The sequence below is a fragment of the uncultured Brevundimonas sp. genome (assembly GCF_947305955.1).
Taxonomy (GTDB): domain Bacteria; phylum Pseudomonadota; class Alphaproteobacteria; order Caulobacterales; family Caulobacteraceae; genus Brevundimonas.
The window spans coordinates 1-18718 of the sequence record NZ_CAMZFB010000003.1 but is presented as its reverse complement, the minus strand read 5'-3'; the positions used below and the strand labels follow the sequence as shown (position 1 = coordinate 18718).

Below are 18718 nucleotides of genomic sequence, written 5' to 3'. Positions count from 1 at the left end.
AGCGGGAGGCTTCATGTCCGACATCACACCCAATGATGGGCCCCATACTCAGGGCAATGTGGCCAAAAACAAATGGTCGCTGATCGGGCCGGGTATTGTGGTGGCAGCGACGGGTGTGGGGGCAGGGGATCTTGTCGCGACGCTGATTGCGGGCTCGAAGTTCGGCTATGCGCTGCTGTGGGCGGCGATTGTTGGGACGATCCTGAAGATTGCGCTGGCCGAGGCGACGGGCCGCTACACGCTGGCGGGCGAGAAGACGATTTTTGAAGGCTGGAGCTCGCTGGGCAAAGGCTTCTTTGGCTCGCGCATCAACTGGGCGGGCCTTTATTTCGGCATCTATGTCGTGATCTGGGGCTTTGTTTACGGGGCCGCAGCCATGACCTCGACGGCTCTGCCGATGGCGGCGCTGTTCCCCGTATTTGACCTGAAGACGTGGGGCGTGATCGCAGGTATCGCGGGCTTGGCCTTCGTCTGGTTCGGTGGATACGGCCTCTTTGAAAAGGTGATGACCTTCGCCGTCGGCGTGATGTTCGTCACCGTCATCGGTCTGGCCGTGATCGTGGCACCGGATATCCCGAACCTGCTGACGGGCCTGTGGCCGACGCTGCCGCAGGGTTCGGTTTTCTATACGCTCGGCCTGATCGGCGGGGTGGGCGGCACCATCACCATGGCGGCCTATGGCTATTGGCTGAATGCCAAGGGCTGGCACGGTCCGTCGTGGATCAAGGTCATGCGGCTGGACAATCAGGTCGGCTATATCGTCACCGGCGTGTTCGTGATTGCCATGCTGATTGTGGGCGCAGAGCTGCTGTATTCGGCGGGGATCGCGCTTCAGGGCGGCGACCGTGGCCTGCTTGATCTGGCCGGTGTGCTGCGCGAGCGGTTCAATCCGTTTATCGCCACCATGTTCCTTGTCGGCTTCTGGGCGACCAGCTTTTCGTCCCTGCTGGGCGTTTGGAATGGTGTCAGCCTGATGTTCTCGGACTTCGTCACCCATGTGCGTGGCAAGCCCAAGAAGGAGATGGCCGAGACGCAAAAGTCGTGGTCGTTCCGCGCCTTTGCCTTGTGGCTGACCTTTCCGCCGATCGCGCTGCTGTTTATCGACCGTCCGTTCGGTTTGATCGTGGCCTATGGGGTGCTGGGTAGCCTGTTCATGCCGTTCCTCGCAGGGACGTTGCTGTGGCTGCTGAACTCGGACCGCGTGCCCAAGGAATGGCGCAACGGCTGGCTGTCGAACCTGATGCTGACGGCGGCGACCATCCTGTTCGCCTCGTTGGCCATCAACGAGATCTGGGCACAGATCGCCAAACTGCTCCAATAGCCGCTGACACGCGTTTCTCTTGCCGCGAGGGCAGGTTTGGCCTACGCCTCGCGGCTTGAGTTCAACGAGAAAAACGGACGAAACGCTGATGAGCCTTGCGCTTCTTTTCCCCGGTCAGGGCAGCCAGTCGGTCGGCATGGGCGTGGCCCTGGCCGAAGCTTTTGCCAGCGCACGCGAAGTCTTTGCCGAGGTCGATGACGCCCTGAACCAGAAGCTGTCGGCTCTGATGAAGGACGGTCCGGAAGCCGATCTGACCCTGACGGAAAACGCCCAGCCTGCGCTGATGGCCGTGTCGGTCGCCACCGCCCGCGCCCTGAAGGCCGAATTCGGCATCGATGTGTCCAGCGCCGCCTTCGTGGCCGGTCACTCGCTGGGTGAATATTCGGCTCTGGCCGCTGCCGGTGCCATCTCGCTGGCCGACACCGCCCGCCTGCTGAAGCTGCGCGGTCAGGCGATGCAACGCGCCGTGCCGGTGGGCAAGGGCGCGATGGCTTCGCTGATCGGTCCGAAGACCGATCTGGATCTGGCCGAGGAAGCTGCCAAGGCCGGTTCGGCTGCGGGCGTCTGCGTCGTTGCCAATGACAACAACAAGGGCAATGTCGTCATCTCGGGCGACAAGGCTGCAGTCGATCTGGCTATCGAAAAGGCCAAGGAACTGGGCGCACGCGCCATTCCGCTGAACGTGTCCGCTCCGTTCCACTGCCCGCTGATGGCTCCGGCTGCGGACGAGATGGCCGCCGCTCTGGCTGATGCCAGGATCGTGGCTCCGTCGGCGCCGGTGGTTGCCAACATCACCGCCCGTCCGGAAACCGATCCGGAAACCATCCGCCGCCTGCTTGTCGAACAGGTCACGGGCCGTGTCCGCTGGCGCGAGAGCATGGAGTGGATGGCGACCGAGGGCGGCGTGACCCGCTTCGTCGAAGTCGGCTCGGGCAAGGTGCTGACCGGTATGGCCAAGCGCATCGCCGCCGACGCCGAGGCTCTGGCCCTCAACACGCCGGAAGAGCTGGAAGCCTTCGCCAAGTCGCTCTGAGCGAAGCGCTTGAGCGGCCAAGAAAGAAGGTCGCTCTGAGCGACCGGCATCGCTAAAAAATGATAGGGCGGGAGATCAAATCTCCCGCCCTTTTCTTATCGGCTGATCCCCAGATCGGCATCCAGTGCCACGCGTAGCTCGCTCAGCACATTGACCGAGCGATAGGGCAGGGCCTGCATCATCAGGACGGCGGCAAAGTTGTGGGCGGGGTCGATCCACGCTTGGGTCGAGGCGTTGCCGCTCCAGCCGAACTCTCCGGCGCGTTTATGGCCTTCGCGGGCGACCCAGCCGCCAAAGCCGTGACCGCCATCATTGGCCGACAGACCCGCAGGCAGAATATCCGAGCGCATCAGTCGCGCCGTCTCCGGCTTCATGATGCGGCGACGGCCCGCTGCGCCGTCATTCAGAAGCATGGCGAGGAAATCGATATAGTCGGACGCCGTGGACAACAGCCCCGATCCGGCGAACGGCATGGGCACGGGACGCGACAGGTCCGCAGCCGAGGTATTCGGCACGGCTGCGCGTTGGCCCGTTCCGGTGGGGCCATAGTTGTAGATGGCGGCCAATCGCTCGGCATTGCCCTCGCGTAGACGCCAGACGGTGTCCTGCATGGCCAGCGGATCAAGGATGCGCTGTTGGACGAAGTCGGCAAATGGAACGCCCGCTGCGCGTTCGATCACGACGGCCAGTACGTCGATGGAAATGCCGTACTCGTATTTGGTCCCCGGCTCGAACATCAGGGGGATGTCGGCCAGACGCGCGACCAGTTCGTCATAGTTCGAGGGCAGGGGAACACCCCCACGCGAACTGGCGGCCATAAAGATACCTTGGCGCGCATATTCACGCTGCACGGCGCTGTCGCCCGCGTGGGCATAGGTAAAGCCCGAGGTGTGGGTCAGCAGGTGGCGGATCGTCATCACATTCTGCGCCGGACGGGCCGACAGGCCACGCGCAGGGTTGGTGGCGACCTTCATACTGGCAAATTCAGGGATGAAGTCGGCGACGGGCGTATCCAGCCCGAACTTGCCTTCCTCCATCAGGATGGCGGCGGCGGCTCCGGTGATCAGCTTGGTCATCGAATAGATTCGGAACAAACTGTCCCGATCCACGCGGGTAAAGCTGCCGAAATCGAGGGTTCCGGCCTGAACAAAGGCCTTTCCACCTTCCGGCAGGGCCACGCCTACGGCCAGACCGGGAAGGCGACCCGCCGCCACAAAACGGTTCAGAACATCCTGCGTCATCGGCAGGCGATCCAGCCCGCGCGGCGCGACCTCGACCAAAGAACCTTCGCTCGCACAAGCACTTAGGCCGAGCGGCAGCGACAAGGCTCCCATCCCGAACAGAAGGGCGCGGCGGTCCAAATGGGAACGTTCAATGATCATGGAAACTTTCCGTTGCGGCACCTTCCTCTGGCGAAGCGGCTTCGCATCGGATAGGAGCGGGTGAAAGATTTGGCGGAGCTAAGCTTAATGTTCAACCTCGAAGGCAAGACCGCGCTGGTCACCGGCGCGACCGGTGGCATCGGCGGCGCAATCGCACGCGCTCTGCACGCGCAAGGCGCACACGTGGTTCTGTCCGGTACGCGTGAAGCGGTTCTGGCCGAACTGCAGGCCGAGCTGGGCGAGCGTGCATCCTTTGCCGTGGCCAACCTGTCCGATCCGGACTCGGTTGACGGTCTGGTCGCCGCAGCCGAGGCGGCTGCCGGCAATCCACTGGACATTCTGGTCGCCAATGCGGGCATCACCAAGGATGGCCTGCTGATGCGTATGAAGGACGAGGATTTCCAGTCGGTTATCCAGATCAACCTTGAGTCCTACTTCCGCCTGACCCGCGCCGCGGTGAAGGGCATGATGAAGCGCCGTTCGGGCCGCATCATCGGCGTGACCTCGGTTGTCGGCGTCACCGGCAATCCGGGCCAGACCAACTATTCGGCGTCCAAGGCGGGCATGATCGGCTTCTCCAAGTCGCTGGCCCAGGAAGTCGGTTCGCGCGGCATCACCGTGAACTGCATCGCGCCGGGCTTCATCGCCTCGCCGATGACGGATGTGCTGAACGACCAGCAACGCGAAGCGATTCTGGGCCGCATTCCGGCTGGTCGCCTCGGCTCGGGCGATGAAATCGCCGCCGCTGCTGTCTATCTTTCGTCGAATGAAGCCGCTTACGTGACGGGCCAGACCCTGCACGTAAATGGTGGTATGGCGATGATCTGACCCCCTCGTGCTGTGATCACAATCCGATCACAGCGCGCAACAAACTGTTTCCTAACCCCGATGCTGTGCTAAAGGGCGGAAACGCTCGCGGTGTTTTGAGTCCTCGGACTCGGGCATCATAGGCTGCCGTGAACCGGCGACTACTTAAACCCCGCCATCACGGCGACAACGAAACAGGCAAGAGAGACACTCATGTCCGATACCCTCGAACGCGTCCGCAAGATCGTCATCGAACAACTGGACGCCGACCCGGACAAGGTCACCGAAAAGGCTTCCTTCATCGACGATCTGGGCGCTGACTCGCTCGACACCGTCGAGCTGGTCATGGCCTTCGAAGAAGAATTCGACGTCGAAATCCCGGACGATGCTGCTGAGCACATCCAAACCGTCGGCGACGCCGTGAAGTTCATCAACGAGAAGCTGGGCGCCTAATATCGGCCCCTGCGTTTTTGTCGCAGACTTCAAGCTGATGGCCGCCGTGACGGACCCCTAGCGGGACCGTCCGGCGGCCATTAGTGTTTCTGGATCTGAATCGTCTGATTCACTTCCGAATTTGTCGGGTGTCCGAGCGGGCGCACGACAGGCTGTCGAAGCCATTGCACTGTCAGATTAAGGAGCGCGAACCATGCGCCGCGTTGTTATCACGGGCCTCGGCCTAGTCACTCCGTTGGGCACTGGCGTCGAGCACGTCTGGAGCAATATCCTGGACGGCAAGTCCGGCATCGGTCCGATCACCACCTTCGATACCGAAGGCTATGGCTGCACCATCGCGGGCGAAGTCCCTGCGGTTGATGGCCGTGGCGGTGGTGCACCGGACCAACCGGGCGTTTTTGATTTCGACAAGGTTCTCTCGCCCAAGGAACGCAAGCGCGTTGACGACTTCATCGTCTTCGCCATGGCTGCTGCCGACGAAGCGCTGGCCGATGCGAACTGGAAGCCGGAAACCGACGAAGAAAAAGAATATACCGGCGTGATGGTCGGTGCGGGTATCGGGGGCCTTGGCCCCATCGCCGACACGGCCATCACCCTGAAGGAACAGGGCCCGCGTCGCATCAGCCCCTTCTTCATCCCGTCGGCCCTGATCAATCTGGCGTCGGGCCAGATTTCGATCCGCCACGGCCTGAAAGGCCCGAACCACTCGGTCGTTACCGCCTGCGCCACCGGCGCACACGCCATCGGTGACGCGGCCCGCATGATTGCGCTGGGCGATGCCGAGGTCATGGTGGCCGGTGGTGCCGAAAGCTCGATCGTGCCGATCGGCATCGCGGGCTTCCTCGCCTGCAAGGCGCTGTGCACCGCCTATAACGATACGCCCGAAAAGGCATCGCGTCCGTATGACCGTGGCCACGCCGGCTTCATCATGGGCGAGGGCGCGGGCATCATGGTTCTGGAAGAATACGAACACGCCAAGGCCCGCGGCGCGAAAATCTATGCCGAGGTCGTTGGCTACGGCATGAGCGGCGACGCCTATCACATCACCGCCCCTTCGGAAGACGGCGACGGTGGTCTGCGCGCCATGAAGGCCGCGCTGAAGCGTGCGGGTCTGCAGCCGTCGGACATCGACTACGTGAACGCCCACGGCACGTCGACTATGGCCGACTGGATCGAACTGAAGGCCATCGAGCGTCTGGTCGGTGACCACGCCAAGGATGTGGCCGTGTCGTCCACCAAGTCGATGACGGGCCACCTGCTGGGTGCCGCCGGTGCGATCGAGGCCGTCTTCTCTGTTCTGGCCATCCGTGACCAGAAGGTGCCGCCGACGATCAACCTCGACGATCCGGAGCACGAAACCCCGATCGACCTTGTCCCGCACAAGGGCAAGGACAAGAAGGTCGATGTCGCCATGTCGAACTCGTTCGGCTTTGGCGGCACCAATGCTGCCGTGATCTTCAAGAAGGTCGACTGACTTGGCCAAGGCTCCGACGCGCCGCCCAGCGGCTAAAAAGCCCTCACGCTCAAACGGCCCGAAGGGGGCGCGTTCGAGCCTTGGTATTGGTCTTTTGACCGCTGGCGGCACATTGGGACTGTTCCTGATTGCCGCCCTGATCGCCTTCTGGGCGGTTTACTGGGGCCCCGGTCCCAAGGCTCAGAACGGCGAATATACCATCGTTACTGTCCAGAACGGGACGGGTGTACCGGCCATCGCCGCCACGCTGAAACGCGAGGGCGTGATCCGCTCGACCGACCTGTTTAAGGCCGCCATGAGCCTGAGCGGGGCCGACCGCAAGGTGAGGGCAGGCGAATATGAGGTGCCGTCCGGTGCCTCCCTGTCCAAGATTGTGCACATGCTGGCGAATGGCAAAGGCGTGCGCCATTTCGTGACCCTGCCGGAAGGCCGATCCTCGGCTCAAGCCGTCGAAATCCTGATGCGCCAACCGGTGCTGGTGGGCGAGATCACCGAGGTGCCCGAGGAAGGCTCCCTGTGGCCCGAGACCTATGAGGTCACGCGCGGCGAAACCCGTCAGGCCGTGATCGCCCGCATGCAGCGCATGGCCAAGCAGAAGATGGAAGTGCTGTGGGCCGAGCGCAGCCCGTCGACGGTGGTGCGTACCCCGCATGAAGCCTTGGTGCTGGCCTCCATCGTTGAAAAAGAAACCGGCGTCGCGTCCGAGCGCCCGCAGGTGGCAGCCGTGTTCTCGAACCGTCTGCGCCTTGGCATGCGTCTGGAGAGTGATCCGACCATCATTTACGGCATCACCAAGGGCCGCCCGCTGGGCCGTGGCCTGAAGGTGTCGGAAATCCGCGCTGCTACGCCGTGGAACACCTATGTAATCAACGGCCTGCCGCCGACGCCGATTGCCAATCCGGGCGAGGCGTCGATCCGCGCGGTGCTGAATCCGCCCAAGTCCAACTATCTGTTCTTTGTGGCCGATGGCACGGGCGGCCACGTCTTTGCCTCCACCTATCAGGAGCACCTGCTGAACGTGGCCCGCTGGCGCGAGGTCGAACGTCGCCGTGCCGCAGTGGCCTCTGGACAGCCGCTGGAAGAGCTGGAGCCGACCCAAGCGACGGCTGCGGATGCGCCGCGCGTCCTGACGCCGGATCAAATCCCCGCAGGCGCGCAGGTCATTCGCGTGCCGGAGGAGACGCGCTGATGGCTGCCATTTCTGGAATGACCGGCTTTGGACGTGCGGACGGCGCGCTCAACGGCTGGAGCTGGACGGTCGAGGCCCGCTCGGTCAATGGCCGCAGCCTTGAGGTACGCTATCGCGGCCCGAACGGCTTCGAGACGCTGGAACGTGCGGCCAAGGCGGCCGCTCAAGCCCGCTTTCAGCGTGGGCAGGTGTCGCTGGGCGTACAGGCCCGCCGTGACGCGGGCGAGGGCACGATCAAGATCAACGCCGATCTGCTTGGTCGATATACCGAGCTGGCCAAGGACCTTATGGCTCAGGGCATGGCTCCTGCCTCTGCTGACGGCATTCTGGCACTGCGCGGTGTCATTGAGCCGAGCGAAGAGGGGGATAATGCCGACGATCGCGCCGCCGTCGAGGCCGCCATGGAGCAGAGCATTGCGGTCGCGCTCGATGCCCTGAAGGCGTCGCGCCAACAGGAAGGCGATCAGCTGTTCCCTGTCGTCTCCGGCTTTGTGGACCAGATCGAAACCCTCGTGGCCAAGGCCGAGGGCGAGGCTGAGGGTCAGGTCAAGGCCATCCGCGAACGCTTCACCCGCCGGATCACCGAACTGGCCCCCGAGGCCGAGGGCCTTGAGGAGCGCATCTTTCTTGAGGCTGCCGCACTGGCGACCAAGGCCGATGTCCGCGAGGAGCTGGATCGTCTGGCCGCACACATTGCCTCGGCGCGACAGCTGCTGGGCCTTTCGCCCGCAGGCCGCAAGCTGGACTTCCTGATGCAGGAGTTCATGCGCGAGGCGAATACCCTGTGCTCCAAGTCGGCTACGACCGAACTGACCGCCATCGGGCTTGAGCTGAAGGCCGTGATCGAGCAGCTGCGCGAGCAGGTCCAGAACGTCGAATAAGTCACACGACGAATGGAGAGTGGTCTAAAACGGCCAGAAACCTTGCGGTGGGGGGCAGGCAGTTTTATGCACCCACGCTTCCTATCGAGTCGTTGAAAGCCAGTCATGACGAACGCGCGTACCCCTCGTCGGGGTGTTCTCCTCATCGTCGCCAGCCCTTCGGGCGCAGGCAAAACCAGCCTGTGCCGCCGCCTGATGTCGGACCACAAGGGGTTGGAACTGTCTGTTTCCATGACCACCCGCGGCATCCGTCCGGGCGAGGTTGATGGTCGCGACTATAATTTCGTGACCCGCGACGAGTTTGAGCGACTGATCGCCGCCGATGCCTTCCTCGAGTGGGCCGATGTTCACGGGAACCTGTACGGAACCCCGCGCGCGCCGGTCGAACGCGCTCTGGCCGAGGGCCGCGATGTTCTGTTCGACATCGACTGGCAAGGGGCCCGCGACGTGGCCGAGAAATGCCCGGGCGATGCCGTCCGTGTCTTCATCCTGCCGCCGAGCCTTGAGGAACTGCGCCGCCGTCTGGTGACCCGTTCGCAGGACTCCGACGAGGTCATCGAGCGCCGCGTCGCCAACGCCAAGGGCGAGATCGTCCATTGTGACGAGTTCGACTATGTCCTCGTCAATCAGGACTTTGACCGTTCCTACGCCGAACTGGCCCACATCTATCACGCGGAACGTAGCAGCCGCGCCCGCAACCTGTGGGTCGAGAGCTATAAGCAGGCCCTTCTGAACGAAGTGGTTTAAGCGCGGTCATTCGACCGGCGTAATCACCTTGATGCGCGAGGCGGTCGTGGTCTTGGGCCTGGCCTCGTCAATCGTGCTGAACTGGAAGATCACGTTCAGGCCGGACGGCGGATAGTTGTATTCCGCCGTACCGGCCAGCGGGCCTTCGATACTGTTCTTGATCAGGCGCGAGCCAAAGCCACGACGCGACGGCGGCTTGACCGTCGGACCACCCGATTCAATCCACTCCAAACGCACGCGGCCCTGACGGTCAGGCACGGTCCAGCGCACGCGGATCGTGCCGGAAACACGGCTCAGAGCGCCGTGCTTGGCCGCATTGGTCGTCAGTTCGTGGGCGATCAGACCCATGGACAGGGCACGGTTGGGATCCAGCAGGATCGACGGCCCCTCGATCACCGCCTGTTGGGTGTAGGGGTGCAGTTCCTGTTGGAAGATTTCGGCCAGATCGGCGCTTTCCCAGCCCGTATTGGTCAGCAGGGTTTGGGTGTTCGATAGCGCCAGAATGCGAGACTGGAAGGTCTCGATAAAGGTCGGCAGATCCGGACTGCCGCGCGCGGTCAGGGCGGCAATCGACTGGATGCTGGCAAAGTTGTTCTTCAGGCGGTGGTTCAGCTCGTTCAGCAGCAGCTTCTGACGGGCGTCACTGACCTCCAGAGCGGTGCGAACACTGTGGGCATCGGTGATGTCGATCAGGATGCCCGCCATCTTGATGTGATGGCCATTACGCTGATGAAGCATACGCCCCCGCACGGCGATCCATCGCTCGCCGATGTGGAGTTCCATTTCCTTGCTGTTGTTCGTGCCTCTGCGGATGGCCAGTTTGGCCATGGCGATGGCTGCGTCCACGAGGTCCTGACTATGGTCGCGGACCTCGCCGCCCACGTTGCGGACCAGAAGCTTCTTGGCGTGGTGCGATAGCCAAAGCTGGCGGCTGGGCAGGCGGACTTCCCAATAGCCGATGTCGCCCGCATCCAGCACCGACAGCAGCTTGATACGGCGGTCCAGAAAGGCGATGACACCCGACAGGATCAGCAAGCCCGCGCTGATGACCGCAATCGCTATCGCCAGTGCCAGAGCGCTCGCCTCGGCTTGCGGATGGTCGTGCAGGCCCCCTTCGGGGAGAGTCACCGACACACCTGCCATGGCAGTGTAGTGCATGGCCGAGACGGCAATGGCGAGGAACAGCGCGCCCAGCGCCTTCATCCGGTTGGACAACTCCTCGCGCACCAGAACCATGGCGCTGAACGATGCGACAAGCGCGATGGCCAGAGACGCAACGATATACAGTCGGTCATAGCTGAGGATGGCGCTGGACCGGATGGCGGCCATGCCGAGATAGTGCATGGCGGCAATCGCCACGCCCATCAGCGCACCGGACCCCAGAAGCTGGATCACGGGTGTCTTGGGCTTGGCGGCCATCCAGAAGGCCCCTGCGGTACCGACAACGGCAAGCAGGAAGGACAGGGCCGTCAGGCCGATGTCATAGGTAACCTCCGGCCCCGGCTTGAACCCCAGCATGGCGATGAAATGCATCGCCCAGATGCCGCCGCCCATGGCCACGGCCGTCGCCAGCAGCCACATGATGCGGCGCAGTTCCAGACTGGACCGAACCCGTTCCAGCAAGCCCAGAGCCGTCCACGACGCCAGTATCGCGATGCCAAACGACATCAAAACGAAAAGGGTATCGTGACTGTGGCCCAAATGTGCCTCCGTTCGCGGGACTACCGAAGGGGGCGGTAGTACTCAAGCTTTGGCATATTATTGATATATCAAGGCTTGAAGAATGGTTTAATGCGCGCCAGCGCGTCTTTGACTTCGGCCGTCGATACAGCAAAGCTGAAGCGCATGAATTTGTGGCCGTTGATTGGGTCAAAGTCCACGCCGGGTGCTGTTGCTACGCCCGTGGCGCGCAAAAGTTCCTCACAAAACAGAATACTATCATTCGTGAGGTGGCTGATATCGGCATAGATGTAGAAGGCACCGTCCGGCGGGGCGATGGTCGCCAAGCCGAGCTCAGGCAGGGCTTCCAGCATCAGACGACGGTTCTCGCGGTACACACCGACATAGCTTTCCAGCACGTCGTCACAGTCCATCGCTACCAGCGCGGCGCGTTGGCTGAGCGTCGCGGGCGTTAGGAACATGTTGCCCATGCGGGCGCGGGCCTGTTCGACCTGTTCGGACGGCAGGATCACCCAGCCCAAACGCCAGCCCGGCATGGACCAGTATTTGGAGAAGCTGTTCACCACCGTAGCCTGCGGGGCGTATTCCAGCATGGACGGGGCGCGGCCTTCATAGATCAGGCCGTGATAGATCTCGTCCGAGATGATCTGGATATTCTTGCGGGCGCAGACCTCGGCGATGGCCTTGAGCTCGGCCTCGGGGATCAGCGAGCCGGTCGGGTTGGCGGGGCTGGCCAGAATGACGCCCTGCGGGGCGGGCTCGATGGCATCCAGCGCCGCAGCGGTCATCTGATAGCTGGCCTCGGGGCCGCACTCGATCTCGATGCACTCCATGTGCATCGCTTTCAGCGTGTTGCGATAGGCGACATAGCCGGGACGGGCGGTCGCAATCCGGTCACCCGGATTGAACATGACCGACAGCGCCACCACCAGCGCGGGCGAGGCCCCCGCTGTCAGGATGATGCACCAAGGATCGACCGTCACGCCGTAACGGTCGGCGTAAAGCTTGGCGATGCGCTCGCGCAGTTTGGGGTCTTCCCAATAGCCGCCCGCCTCGGAATCCAGTCGCGCGTGAGCTTCGGCAATCGCCTTGGGCGGGGCGCCCGTAGACGGTTGGCCGAACTCCATGTGGATCACCGAACGGCCCTGAGCCTTCAGCTCGTGGGCGATGCGGGAGATGTTGATGGCGCGGAAGGGATCGATCTGGACGGTCATTTACAGGGCATCAGCCAAACGCAGGAAGCCGGCAACGTCGATCGTTTCGGCGCGGGCTTCGGGGGAAATTCCGGCGGCTTCGCACAGGGCGGCACCACCGAGTTGTTTGAGGGAGGAACGAAGCATCTTGCGACGCTGGCCAAAGGCGGCCGCCGTCACACGCTCGAGCTTCTTGAGGCGCTCAGGGCTTGGGCGCTCGGCCAGCGGCACCAGATGCACAACAGCCGAGGCCACCTTGGGCGGCGGCGTAAAGGCGGCGGCGGGCAGGTGCATGACGATGCGCGCCTCGCACACGGCTTGGGAGATCACGGCCAAGCGGCCATAGGCGTCGTCGTCTGGCTGGGCCACCACGCGCTCGGCGACTTCCTTTTGGAACATCAGCGTCAGGGCGTGCGGTAGCCACGGGCCGGTCAGCCATTTGATCAGCAGCGGCGTGCCGACATTGTACGGCAGGTTCGACACCAGATGGGTTGGGCCATCCGACAGTTCGGCTTCCTTGACCTTGAGGGCGTCAGCATCGTGGATGGTCAGGCGGCCAGAGCCGTCGTCCAGTTCCGACAGAAGCGGGATAAAGCGCGGGTCTTTCTCGACCAGAATGACCTTGCCCGCATCGCTTTCGATCAGGGCGCGGGTCAGGCCACCGGGGCCGGGGCCGACCTCGATGACGTTGCGGCCTTCGAACGGGCCGGCATAGCGCACGATCTTGCGGGTAACATTCAGGTCCAGCAGGAAATGCTGGCCAAAGCTCTTCTTCGCCGACAGGCCGTGGGCGTCGAGCGTTTCGCGGAGGGAGGGCAGGTGGTCGGTCACAGCAGGGGTGTTAGCGCGTTGCGCGCTTGGCCGCCATGTCTGAAGCCAGTTTTACCGCCGCAATAAAGCTGTCGGCGCGGGCGACGCCCTTGCCTGCGATATCGAACCCCGTGCCGTGATCGGGCGAGGTCCGCACGATAGGCAGGCCCAGCGTGGCATTGACGCCGCCCCAGAAGTCCAGCGTTTTCACTGGGATAAGCGCTTGATCGTGATAGAGGCAGATGTGGGCGTCGTAACGCTTGCGGGCCTCTTCGTGGAACAGGGTATCGGCGGGCAGGGGATCGGTGATGTCGATGCCTTCCCCGCGCAGCTGTTCGGCGGCGGGACGCAGGATGGTGGTTTCCTGAAGGCCGATCGAGCCACCTTCGCCCGCATGGGGGTTCAGGCCCGCCATGGCCAGACGCGGCTTGGCGATGCCGAAATCGCGCTTCATCGACTCATGCACTACGCGGGCGATGCGGGTCACACGCTCGGCGGTGATCAGTTCGGGCAGTTGGTCGATGGGCACATGGATGGTGACCAGACAGGCCCGCAGGTCCTGCGCTGTCAGCATCATCACCGGACCGCGCGTGCCGATGAAGGGCATGTCGGAGGTCAGTTCGGCAATAAATTCGGTGTGGCCGGGAAAGCGGAAGCCCGCGGCATACATGGGGGCCTTGGCGATAGGGGCTGTGACCATGCCCGCAGCTTCGCCCGACAGGATCATATCGACGGCGCGCTCGATCCAGTCGGCGACCATCGGCGCATTGGCCGGATCGGGCTGGCCCGCCGTGACGGGGCGGGGCACGGGCTGGTCGATGACCGGAATGGCCCGGTTGAAAACCTGAAAGGCCTCGGAGGCCGAATAGACGGCCTCGACTGGCATGCCTTGCTTGGCCAAGGTGGCCGCATCCCCCAGAACCGCGAACGGCAGGGGGGCGGGCGCAAGGACGGATTGGCGCTGTGTTTTCAGCGCTTCCCAGCCTTTGGCGATGATTTCAGGGCCGACGCCAGCGGGGTCGCCCATGGTCACGACCAATGGGCGCGGTCCGGTCGGCCCCTCGATCATTGTTTGATTTCGATCAGAGCGTCTTCACGCAGGTCGTGCAGATAGCGGCGGCCCAGCATGGCGAAGTTCTGACCCTGCATGCGGTTTTCGATCTGTTGGCGCGACGGCACTTCCGGACCGCCGACGCGGCGGTCGCAGACGGCGAGCAGGTGCAGACCCAGCGGCGAGCGCACCGGATCGCTGACCGAACCGACGGTGGCCGAACGGGCCACTTGCTGGAACTGCGGCAGCAGGTTCGAGATCTCGGCTTCACCCAGATCCGAGCCCAGCACGCCTTGTTCAGCGCGGGCACGTTCCAGAATGTTGTCGCAGGTCAGGCCGGAACGCAGGGCGTTCAGACGGGCCGCAGCCGCGGTCACCTGAGCCTCGGTTGCGGTTTCCGGCAGTTCGATCATCACCTGCTTCATCGAGACGTGGCTGGTGGCGGCACCGGCGCGCTTGTCACGCATGTAGATGATGTAGACGCCGTTCTCGACGACGATCGGGTTCGACAGCTGGCCGACTTCCAGCACATCCATCGCCGATTGCAGGGCAGGGTGGACGGTGCCTTGGACCACCCAACCGGCATCGCCGTTACGGGCAGCGGTCGGGGCCGAGGAGAACTGGCGGGCAACGGCTTGGAACGGCGCGCCCTGAACCATCTGGGAGATCAGCTGGCGGGCACCGTTGACGGCTTCCTGCATGCCGCCGACGCGGGTAGCGTCGAGGTAGATTTCGCCGATCAGATACTGGGGCTTGGTGGCCGATTCGGTGATCTGGCGCATGGCCTGATCGACTTGCGAGCGGCTGACCTTGGCGCGATCGCGGAAGCGGCCCACCGTCAGATCGCTCCAGCCCAGACGGGTCCGGATGCTCTCACGATAAGGGGCCAGTTGGATGCCGGCTTCCTGCAGGATGCGCAGATAGTCTTCGGTGGAGACGCCGATTTCGCGGGCCAGCTGGGCCATTTCGCGGTCGACTTCTTCATCGGAAATCTTGAGCTGTTCGAACTTGGCCAGTTCCTGCGCTTGCAGACGCTCGTCGATCAGATCGTTCAGAGCCTGCTGCTGCAGGGCCGGAAGGGTTTCCGGCGTCGGCTGAACCTGCGACATCAGGATGGTGGTCAGCATGCGCTGACGCAGGTCCCAGCCCGTGATGATGCGGTCGTTCACCGTGGCGACAACGCCTTCGGTCATCTGGAAACGCGTCTGAGGGGCCGCGCGTACCGGCGCGTCCTCGGCGGCGGGATTAAGCGTGCCTGCTGCCTGTGGCGTTTGGGCCGGTGCGGTTTGCGCGACAGCCGGTGCCAAGGTGGCGGACGTCAGAAGGGCGGCAATTGCCGTTCCCGTGGTGAAACGCTTGAAACCCATAGTGAGTCCTGATTCCCTTAAGCGGTCGGTTGTCTCTAGCGTAAGCTACAGACATCGGGGGTGTTTATCGCATGCCTTACGGTCAGGCGATATCATTACCGTAATTCAGTGTCATCATATCCGTTACCGCCAAAGGTGGCGAGGTTGAGGCGGATATAAATGCCTTCGGAGGGGCCGGTCGGGCGAACGCGGGTGTTATCCCGGCGCCAGCCGACTTCGAGACGGAAGCAGTCGTCGTCATAAAGGATACCCACTTCCGAGCGGGTGATGACGTCGCGTTCCATGTCGCCGATGCCGCGGGCGGCAACGCCCCAGTTGCGATAGACGAACTGCTGCGCGGCCAGCTGGACGAACTCGTAGTTACGGTTGTTCGGGCCGGCCAGCGGGTTGGAGCGGTCAACGATATAGCTGAGCGCCGCAGAGTTGCGACGGCCCCAGTCACCGCTGATGGTGGCTTCGGCGCGGCGCATGGCCCCGCTGTCGTCCAGCACGGCGTGGAACCAGCCACGGATACGGTCCGACGGATCAAAAGTGCCTTGAACCACCCAGTCCGACGTGCGGCGGGCCAGACCCGACGGGTCGTACAGGCGCGAGTTGTCGTCCGGAATCGGGGTCAGGAAGGCGTTTTCGTGGTCGGCACGGATTGAGCGGCCCACAAACACGCTGGCCGAGCGCACGCCGTCCCAGTTGAAGGTGGCGCGGCCACCGGCGGTGAAGCGCACGCCGCCTTCCAACAGGTCGTAACCGGGGAAGCGGTCCATACGGAACAGCGAGATGTGGTCCAGCTCGACGGTCTGGGTGTCCTCGATGGGGATCAGGACATTCTGATCGACATTGTTGGAGACCGACAGCTGGGCCATCGGCTCCAGCACGATGCTGCCCCCATTCCCCATCGGGCGGTACAGCGGATAGGACACATCCACACCGGCGCTGGTACGGGCGCGGGTGATGATCTCGTTATCGACGCCGAGGAAGGGCGGCAGGTCATCCACCGAATAGACGTCGGCGCGGACATCCACGAACGGCTCCCAGCGCAGGCCGTTGGTGGTGATAAAGACGCGTCGCCAATCGACGTGGCCGCTGATACGGCGGCTGTCCACACCCGGCAGGCCAATAGTCGAACCCGTCGGCAGGATTTCAGGACGCAGCGTCGGATAGCCGACATAGGCATCACGCGTCAGGGCCACAGCCGTCCCGCGCAGACGCAGGCGACCGCCCAAAACGGGGCTTTCCGGTTCCCAGCGGGCCTCGACGATGGGGCCGACGATGGGCAGGGAGTTGTCAGCCTCGAAATCGTTCAGCGCGGGCGTGACGGGGTCGAAGCGCGACACGCGCAAACTCTGCATGCTGAAGGCCGCGACCGACAGATAGGACCGCTCGGTCTGACGTTCGGCATAGATCTGCGAGATCAGGCGGCGACGGTCACCGTAGTAAAGGCCGTTGTCCTGATAGGGATCGCGGACCTCATAGCGGTCGAACAGGGTCTTGTCAGAGACGCGCTCGGCGGTGAATCCCCAGCGCCACGGGCCCTGAAGGTCAAACTCGCCATGCGCCAGAATATAGGAGCGGTGATCATGGTCGCCGAAGTGGACGTTCGATTCGGCGCGACCATCGCCGTCCAGATCGAAGTCGCCGAAGTTGCGGGCATAGGTATAGCCACCGCGCGCGACAATCGTCCCGGACTGGAAGCGGCGGCGCCACTGAACATTCATCAGCGGGGCGACATTGGTCGCCACACGCGGGCTGAACAGCCAGTCTTCGGATGGCGAGACGACGTGCAGATAGGGGATTTCGGCGGACAGGCCGCGATCCTCGGCATAGTCGATGCGCGGGATCAGGAAGCCCGATGCCCGTTCGACCGTCGGGTCCGGGTGGGCGAAATAGGGGCTGTAGAAGATCGGAACGCCCGCCAGACGCACCACCACATTCTTGTACAGGATGGCGTTCAGTTTCTCGTCCTGAACGGCCTTTTCTGCTTGGAAGGTGAGGGACGGCGAATAGTTCGGATCGTTCTCGCAGACAGGGCACGGCAGGAACAGGACGCGGTTCAGTTCCGAAACGTTCTCGGAACGACGCACGGCGGTCGCCGCCATCAGGGTCGCGCCCTCCGGCGTGCGGGTGGCCAGATTGACCGCGATACCGGTCTTCAGGTCCTCGTCCAGTTCCAGCTGCGAGGCATGCAGAACCGTACCATCCGGCGAAATCAGCTCGACACGGCCATTGGCCGCGGCGATGCCGGTTTTCAGATCATAGCGGATGTCTTCGGCGCGCAGGCTGTGGTCGCGGAAACGGGCAAAGACGCGCTCGCCATTGGGCTGTGACTGGGCGCTGACGACGTCGCCCTGACGTTCGGCGGCATCGGCCTCGACATAGAGGGCGTCAGGCGTCAGGCCATCCTCACCGCGCACGACGACGGCAGGTGCAGCCGGTTGGGCGCTGGCTTGGGATTGGGCCTCGGCAGCAGGGGCCATCGCCATGACAGGCAGAGCACACAGTGCCACACCGGCCATCAACTTCAGGCGCGAGGCTCCTGTCGGGGCTTGATGGCGATCACGCATACGGTTTTCCAATACGGGGTAGCGACGTCAGGGCGGTGAACCTGTGTCCGAGGATTAGCCGTCTTCGGTATAGAACAGCAAGGTAAGTGCGGCGAGTGCGGTTAAAATCGCTGGCAACCATGCGGCGATAAACGGCGGAATGACCTCTGCCGATCCCATCGCTGCGGAAAACTGGTTCACAAAGAAGAAGGCAAAGCCCAGCACCACAGCCGACACGGCCATACGCGCCATATCGCCTAGTCGCATGAGTCGCAGCGAGAAGGCGGCGGCCAGAATGGACATGGCGGCAAACATCAGCGGCGTCGCCAACAGCTGTTGGAAGCGCAGGCGATAGGCGGTCGAAGCAAAGCCCGCATTCTCGATCCGGCTGGTTTGGGCGGGCAGGGCCCAGACCGACAGGGACTGCGGACGCTCGAACTGCTGGAAGGCTTCTTCGTCCTTGTCACGCGGCTCGCGAGGCGCAGTGCTCAGCGTGACCGTTTCGGGCATGATGATGGCACCATTGCCACTTGTCGCCTTGTGATAGACGTGAAATGCCGCTAGATTGGCCAGGATAGTGGCCACAATCATCAATGCGCCGCCAAAGAAGCCGATTTTGCGCATCAGCACGTTATCCATGAACAAGTAGGCTGCCAGTCCTGCCAGGAACAGCAGGAAAGTGACGATGGCAATGATGGCCCAAGTGTTGCTCGACAGGCGGCTCACCGTCTGATCGACCCAGTTGCTGAACCACGAGTCGCCAGCATCGTCGGGCAACTGCATCTTACCGCGC

Annotated in this window: 16 protein-coding genes; 8 read left to right on the top strand and 8 right to left on the bottom strand. The window is 63.2% G+C overall.

Annotation, left to right across the window (positions count from 1 at the left end; translation table 11 throughout):
* Positions 1 to 13: 13 nt before the first annotated feature.
* Positions 14 to 1321, top strand: a complete 1308-nt coding sequence (locus Q0Y42_RS01355) for an Nramp family divalent metal transporter (protein ID WP_297799337.1) — start codon at positions 14 to 16, stop codon at positions 1319 to 1321.
* Between the two features lie 88 nt (positions 1322 to 1409).
* The gene (gene fabD / locus Q0Y42_RS01350) at positions 1410 to 2354 is read left to right on the top strand and encodes an ACP S-malonyltransferase (RefSeq protein ID WP_297799335.1); all 945 of its coding nucleotides are present in this window, start codon (positions 1410 to 1412) and stop codon (positions 2352 to 2354) included.
* Positions 2355 to 2449: 95 nt separating this feature from the next.
* Here the strand turns inward: fabD and Q0Y42_RS01345 are convergent, their stop codons facing one another.
* The gene (locus Q0Y42_RS01345; protein WP_297799333.1) at positions 2450 to 3736 is read right to left on the bottom strand and encodes a serine hydrolase domain-containing protein; all 1287 of its coding nucleotides are present in this window, start codon (positions 3734 to 3736) and stop codon (positions 2450 to 2452) included.
* An 87-nt stretch (positions 3737 to 3823) separates the two neighbouring features.
* On the opposite strand from Q0Y42_RS01345, the gene fabG reads away from it, so the two are divergent.
* The 6 genes from fabG (at position 3824) to gmk (ending at position 9287) form a co-directional block, all read left to right on the top strand.
* Positions 3824 to 4564 (top strand): 3-oxoacyl-[acyl-carrier-protein] reductase, encoded by a 741-nt coding sequence (gene fabG, locus Q0Y42_RS01340; protein ID WP_297799331.1) that lies wholly within the window; start codon positions 3824 to 3826, stop codon positions 4562 to 4564.
* Between the two features lie 192 nt (positions 4565 to 4756).
* Positions 4757 to 4996: an acyl carrier protein gene (locus Q0Y42_RS01335; RefSeq protein WP_292041756.1), complete on the top strand. Its 240-nt coding sequence runs from the start codon at positions 4757 to 4759 to the stop codon at positions 4994 to 4996.
* 193 nt (positions 4997 to 5189) lie between these two features.
* Positions 5190 to 6470: a beta-ketoacyl-ACP synthase II gene (fabF, locus tag Q0Y42_RS01330; protein ID WP_297799327.1), complete on the top strand. Its 1281-nt coding sequence runs from the start codon at positions 5190 to 5192 to the stop codon at positions 6468 to 6470.
* A 112-nt stretch (positions 6471 to 6582) separates the two neighbouring features.
* Positions 6583 to 7659 (top strand): endolytic transglycosylase MltG, encoded by a 1077-nt coding sequence (mltG, locus tag Q0Y42_RS01325; protein WP_366107876.1) that lies wholly within the window; start codon positions 6583 to 6585, stop codon positions 7657 to 7659.
* Positions 7659 to 8540, top strand: a complete 882-nt coding sequence (locus Q0Y42_RS01320) for a YicC/YloC family endoribonuclease (RefSeq protein WP_297799323.1) — start codon at positions 7659 to 7661, stop codon at positions 8538 to 8540. The genes mltG and Q0Y42_RS01320 overlap by 1 nt, the downstream gene beginning before the upstream one ends.
* A gap of 105 nt (positions 8541 to 8645) precedes the next feature.
* Complete coding sequence (gmk, locus tag Q0Y42_RS01315) at positions 8646 to 9287, top strand: guanylate kinase (protein WP_297799321.1); 642 nt, start codon at positions 8646 to 8648, stop codon at positions 9285 to 9287.
* 6 nt (positions 9288 to 9293) lie between these two features.
* Here the strand turns inward: gmk and Q0Y42_RS01310 are convergent, their stop codons facing one another.
* The 7 genes from Q0Y42_RS01310 to Q0Y42_RS01280 all read right to left on the bottom strand — a co-directional run.
* A complete protein-coding gene (locus tag Q0Y42_RS01310) occupies positions 9294 to 10988 on the bottom strand; it encodes an MHYT domain-containing protein (protein ID WP_297799319.1) in 1695 nt (564 codons plus the stop codon).
* A 68-nt stretch (positions 10989 to 11056) separates the two neighbouring features.
* A complete protein-coding gene (locus Q0Y42_RS01305) occupies positions 11057 to 12181 on the bottom strand; it encodes an aminotransferase class I/II-fold pyridoxal phosphate-dependent enzyme (RefSeq protein ID WP_297799317.1) in 1125 nt (374 codons plus the stop codon).
* Positions 12182 to 12991 carry a 16S rRNA (adenine(1518)-N(6)/adenine(1519)-N(6))-dimethyltransferase RsmA gene (rsmA, locus tag Q0Y42_RS01300; RefSeq protein WP_297799315.1) on the bottom strand — a complete coding sequence of 270 codons (810 nt, stop codon included), beginning with the start codon at positions 12989 to 12991 and terminating at the stop codon, positions 12182 to 12184.
* A gap of 10 nt (positions 12992 to 13001) precedes the next feature.
* Positions 13002 to 14039 carry a 4-hydroxythreonine-4-phosphate dehydrogenase PdxA gene (gene pdxA / locus Q0Y42_RS01295; protein ID WP_297799313.1) on the bottom strand — a complete coding sequence of 346 codons (1038 nt, stop codon included), beginning with the start codon at positions 14037 to 14039 and terminating at the stop codon, positions 13002 to 13004.
* Entirely contained in the window at positions 14036 to 15388 is a 1353-nt protein-coding gene (locus tag Q0Y42_RS01290) for a peptidylprolyl isomerase (protein ID WP_297799311.1), read from the bottom strand. The genes pdxA and Q0Y42_RS01290 overlap by 4 nt, the downstream gene beginning before the upstream one ends.
* Positions 15389 to 15483: 95 nt before the next feature.
* Complete coding sequence (gene lptD, locus Q0Y42_RS01285) at positions 15484 to 17946, bottom strand: LPS assembly protein LptD (RefSeq protein WP_297799309.1); 2463 nt, start codon at positions 17944 to 17946, stop codon at positions 15484 to 15486.
* A gap of 54 nt (positions 17947 to 18000) precedes the next feature.
* Positions 18001 to 18718, bottom strand: a 718-nt coding sequence (locus tag Q0Y42_RS01280; protein WP_297799306.1) for an LptF/LptG family permease, incomplete at its 5' end; no start/stop codon positions are given.

Coding starts and splice junctions, on each gene's coding strand:
- Q0Y42_RS01335 (WP_292041756.1), top strand. CDS start 4,757: ATGTCCGATACCCTCGAACGCGTCCGCAAGATCGTCATCGAACAACTG.
- pdxA (WP_297799313.1), bottom strand. CDS start 14,039: ATGATCGAGGGGCCGACCGGACCGCGCCCATTGGTCGTGACCATGGGC.
- Q0Y42_RS01355 (WP_297799337.1), top strand. CDS start 14: ATGTCCGACATCACACCCAATGATGGGCCCCATACTCAGGGCAATGTG.
- Q0Y42_RS01290 (WP_297799311.1), bottom strand. CDS start 15,388: ATGGGTTTCAAGCGTTTCACCACGGGAACGGCAATTGCCGCCCTTCTG.
- Q0Y42_RS01345 (WP_297799333.1), bottom strand. CDS start 3,736: ATGATCATTGAACGTTCCCATTTGGACCGCCGCGCCCTTCTGTTCGGG.
- fabF (WP_297799327.1), top strand. CDS start 5,190: ATGCGCCGCGTTGTTATCACGGGCCTCGGCCTAGTCACTCCGTTGGGC.
- fabG (WP_297799331.1), top strand. CDS start 3,824: ATGTTCAACCTCGAAGGCAAGACCGCGCTGGTCACCGGCGCGACCGGT.
- fabD (WP_297799335.1), top strand. CDS start 1,410: ATGAGCCTTGCGCTTCTTTTCCCCGGTCAGGGCAGCCAGTCGGTCGGC.
- Q0Y42_RS01305 (WP_297799317.1), bottom strand. CDS start 12,181: ATGACCGTCCAGATCGATCCCTTCCGCGCCATCAACATCTCCCGCATC.
- Q0Y42_RS01320 (WP_297799323.1), top strand. CDS start 7,659: ATGGCTGCCATTTCTGGAATGACCGGCTTTGGACGTGCGGACGGCGCG.
- gmk (WP_297799321.1), top strand. CDS start 8,646: ATGACGAACGCGCGTACCCCTCGTCGGGGTGTTCTCCTCATCGTCGCC.
- lptD (WP_297799309.1), bottom strand. CDS start 17,946: ATGCGTGATCGCCATCAAGCCCCGACAGGAGCCTCGCGCCTGAAGTTG.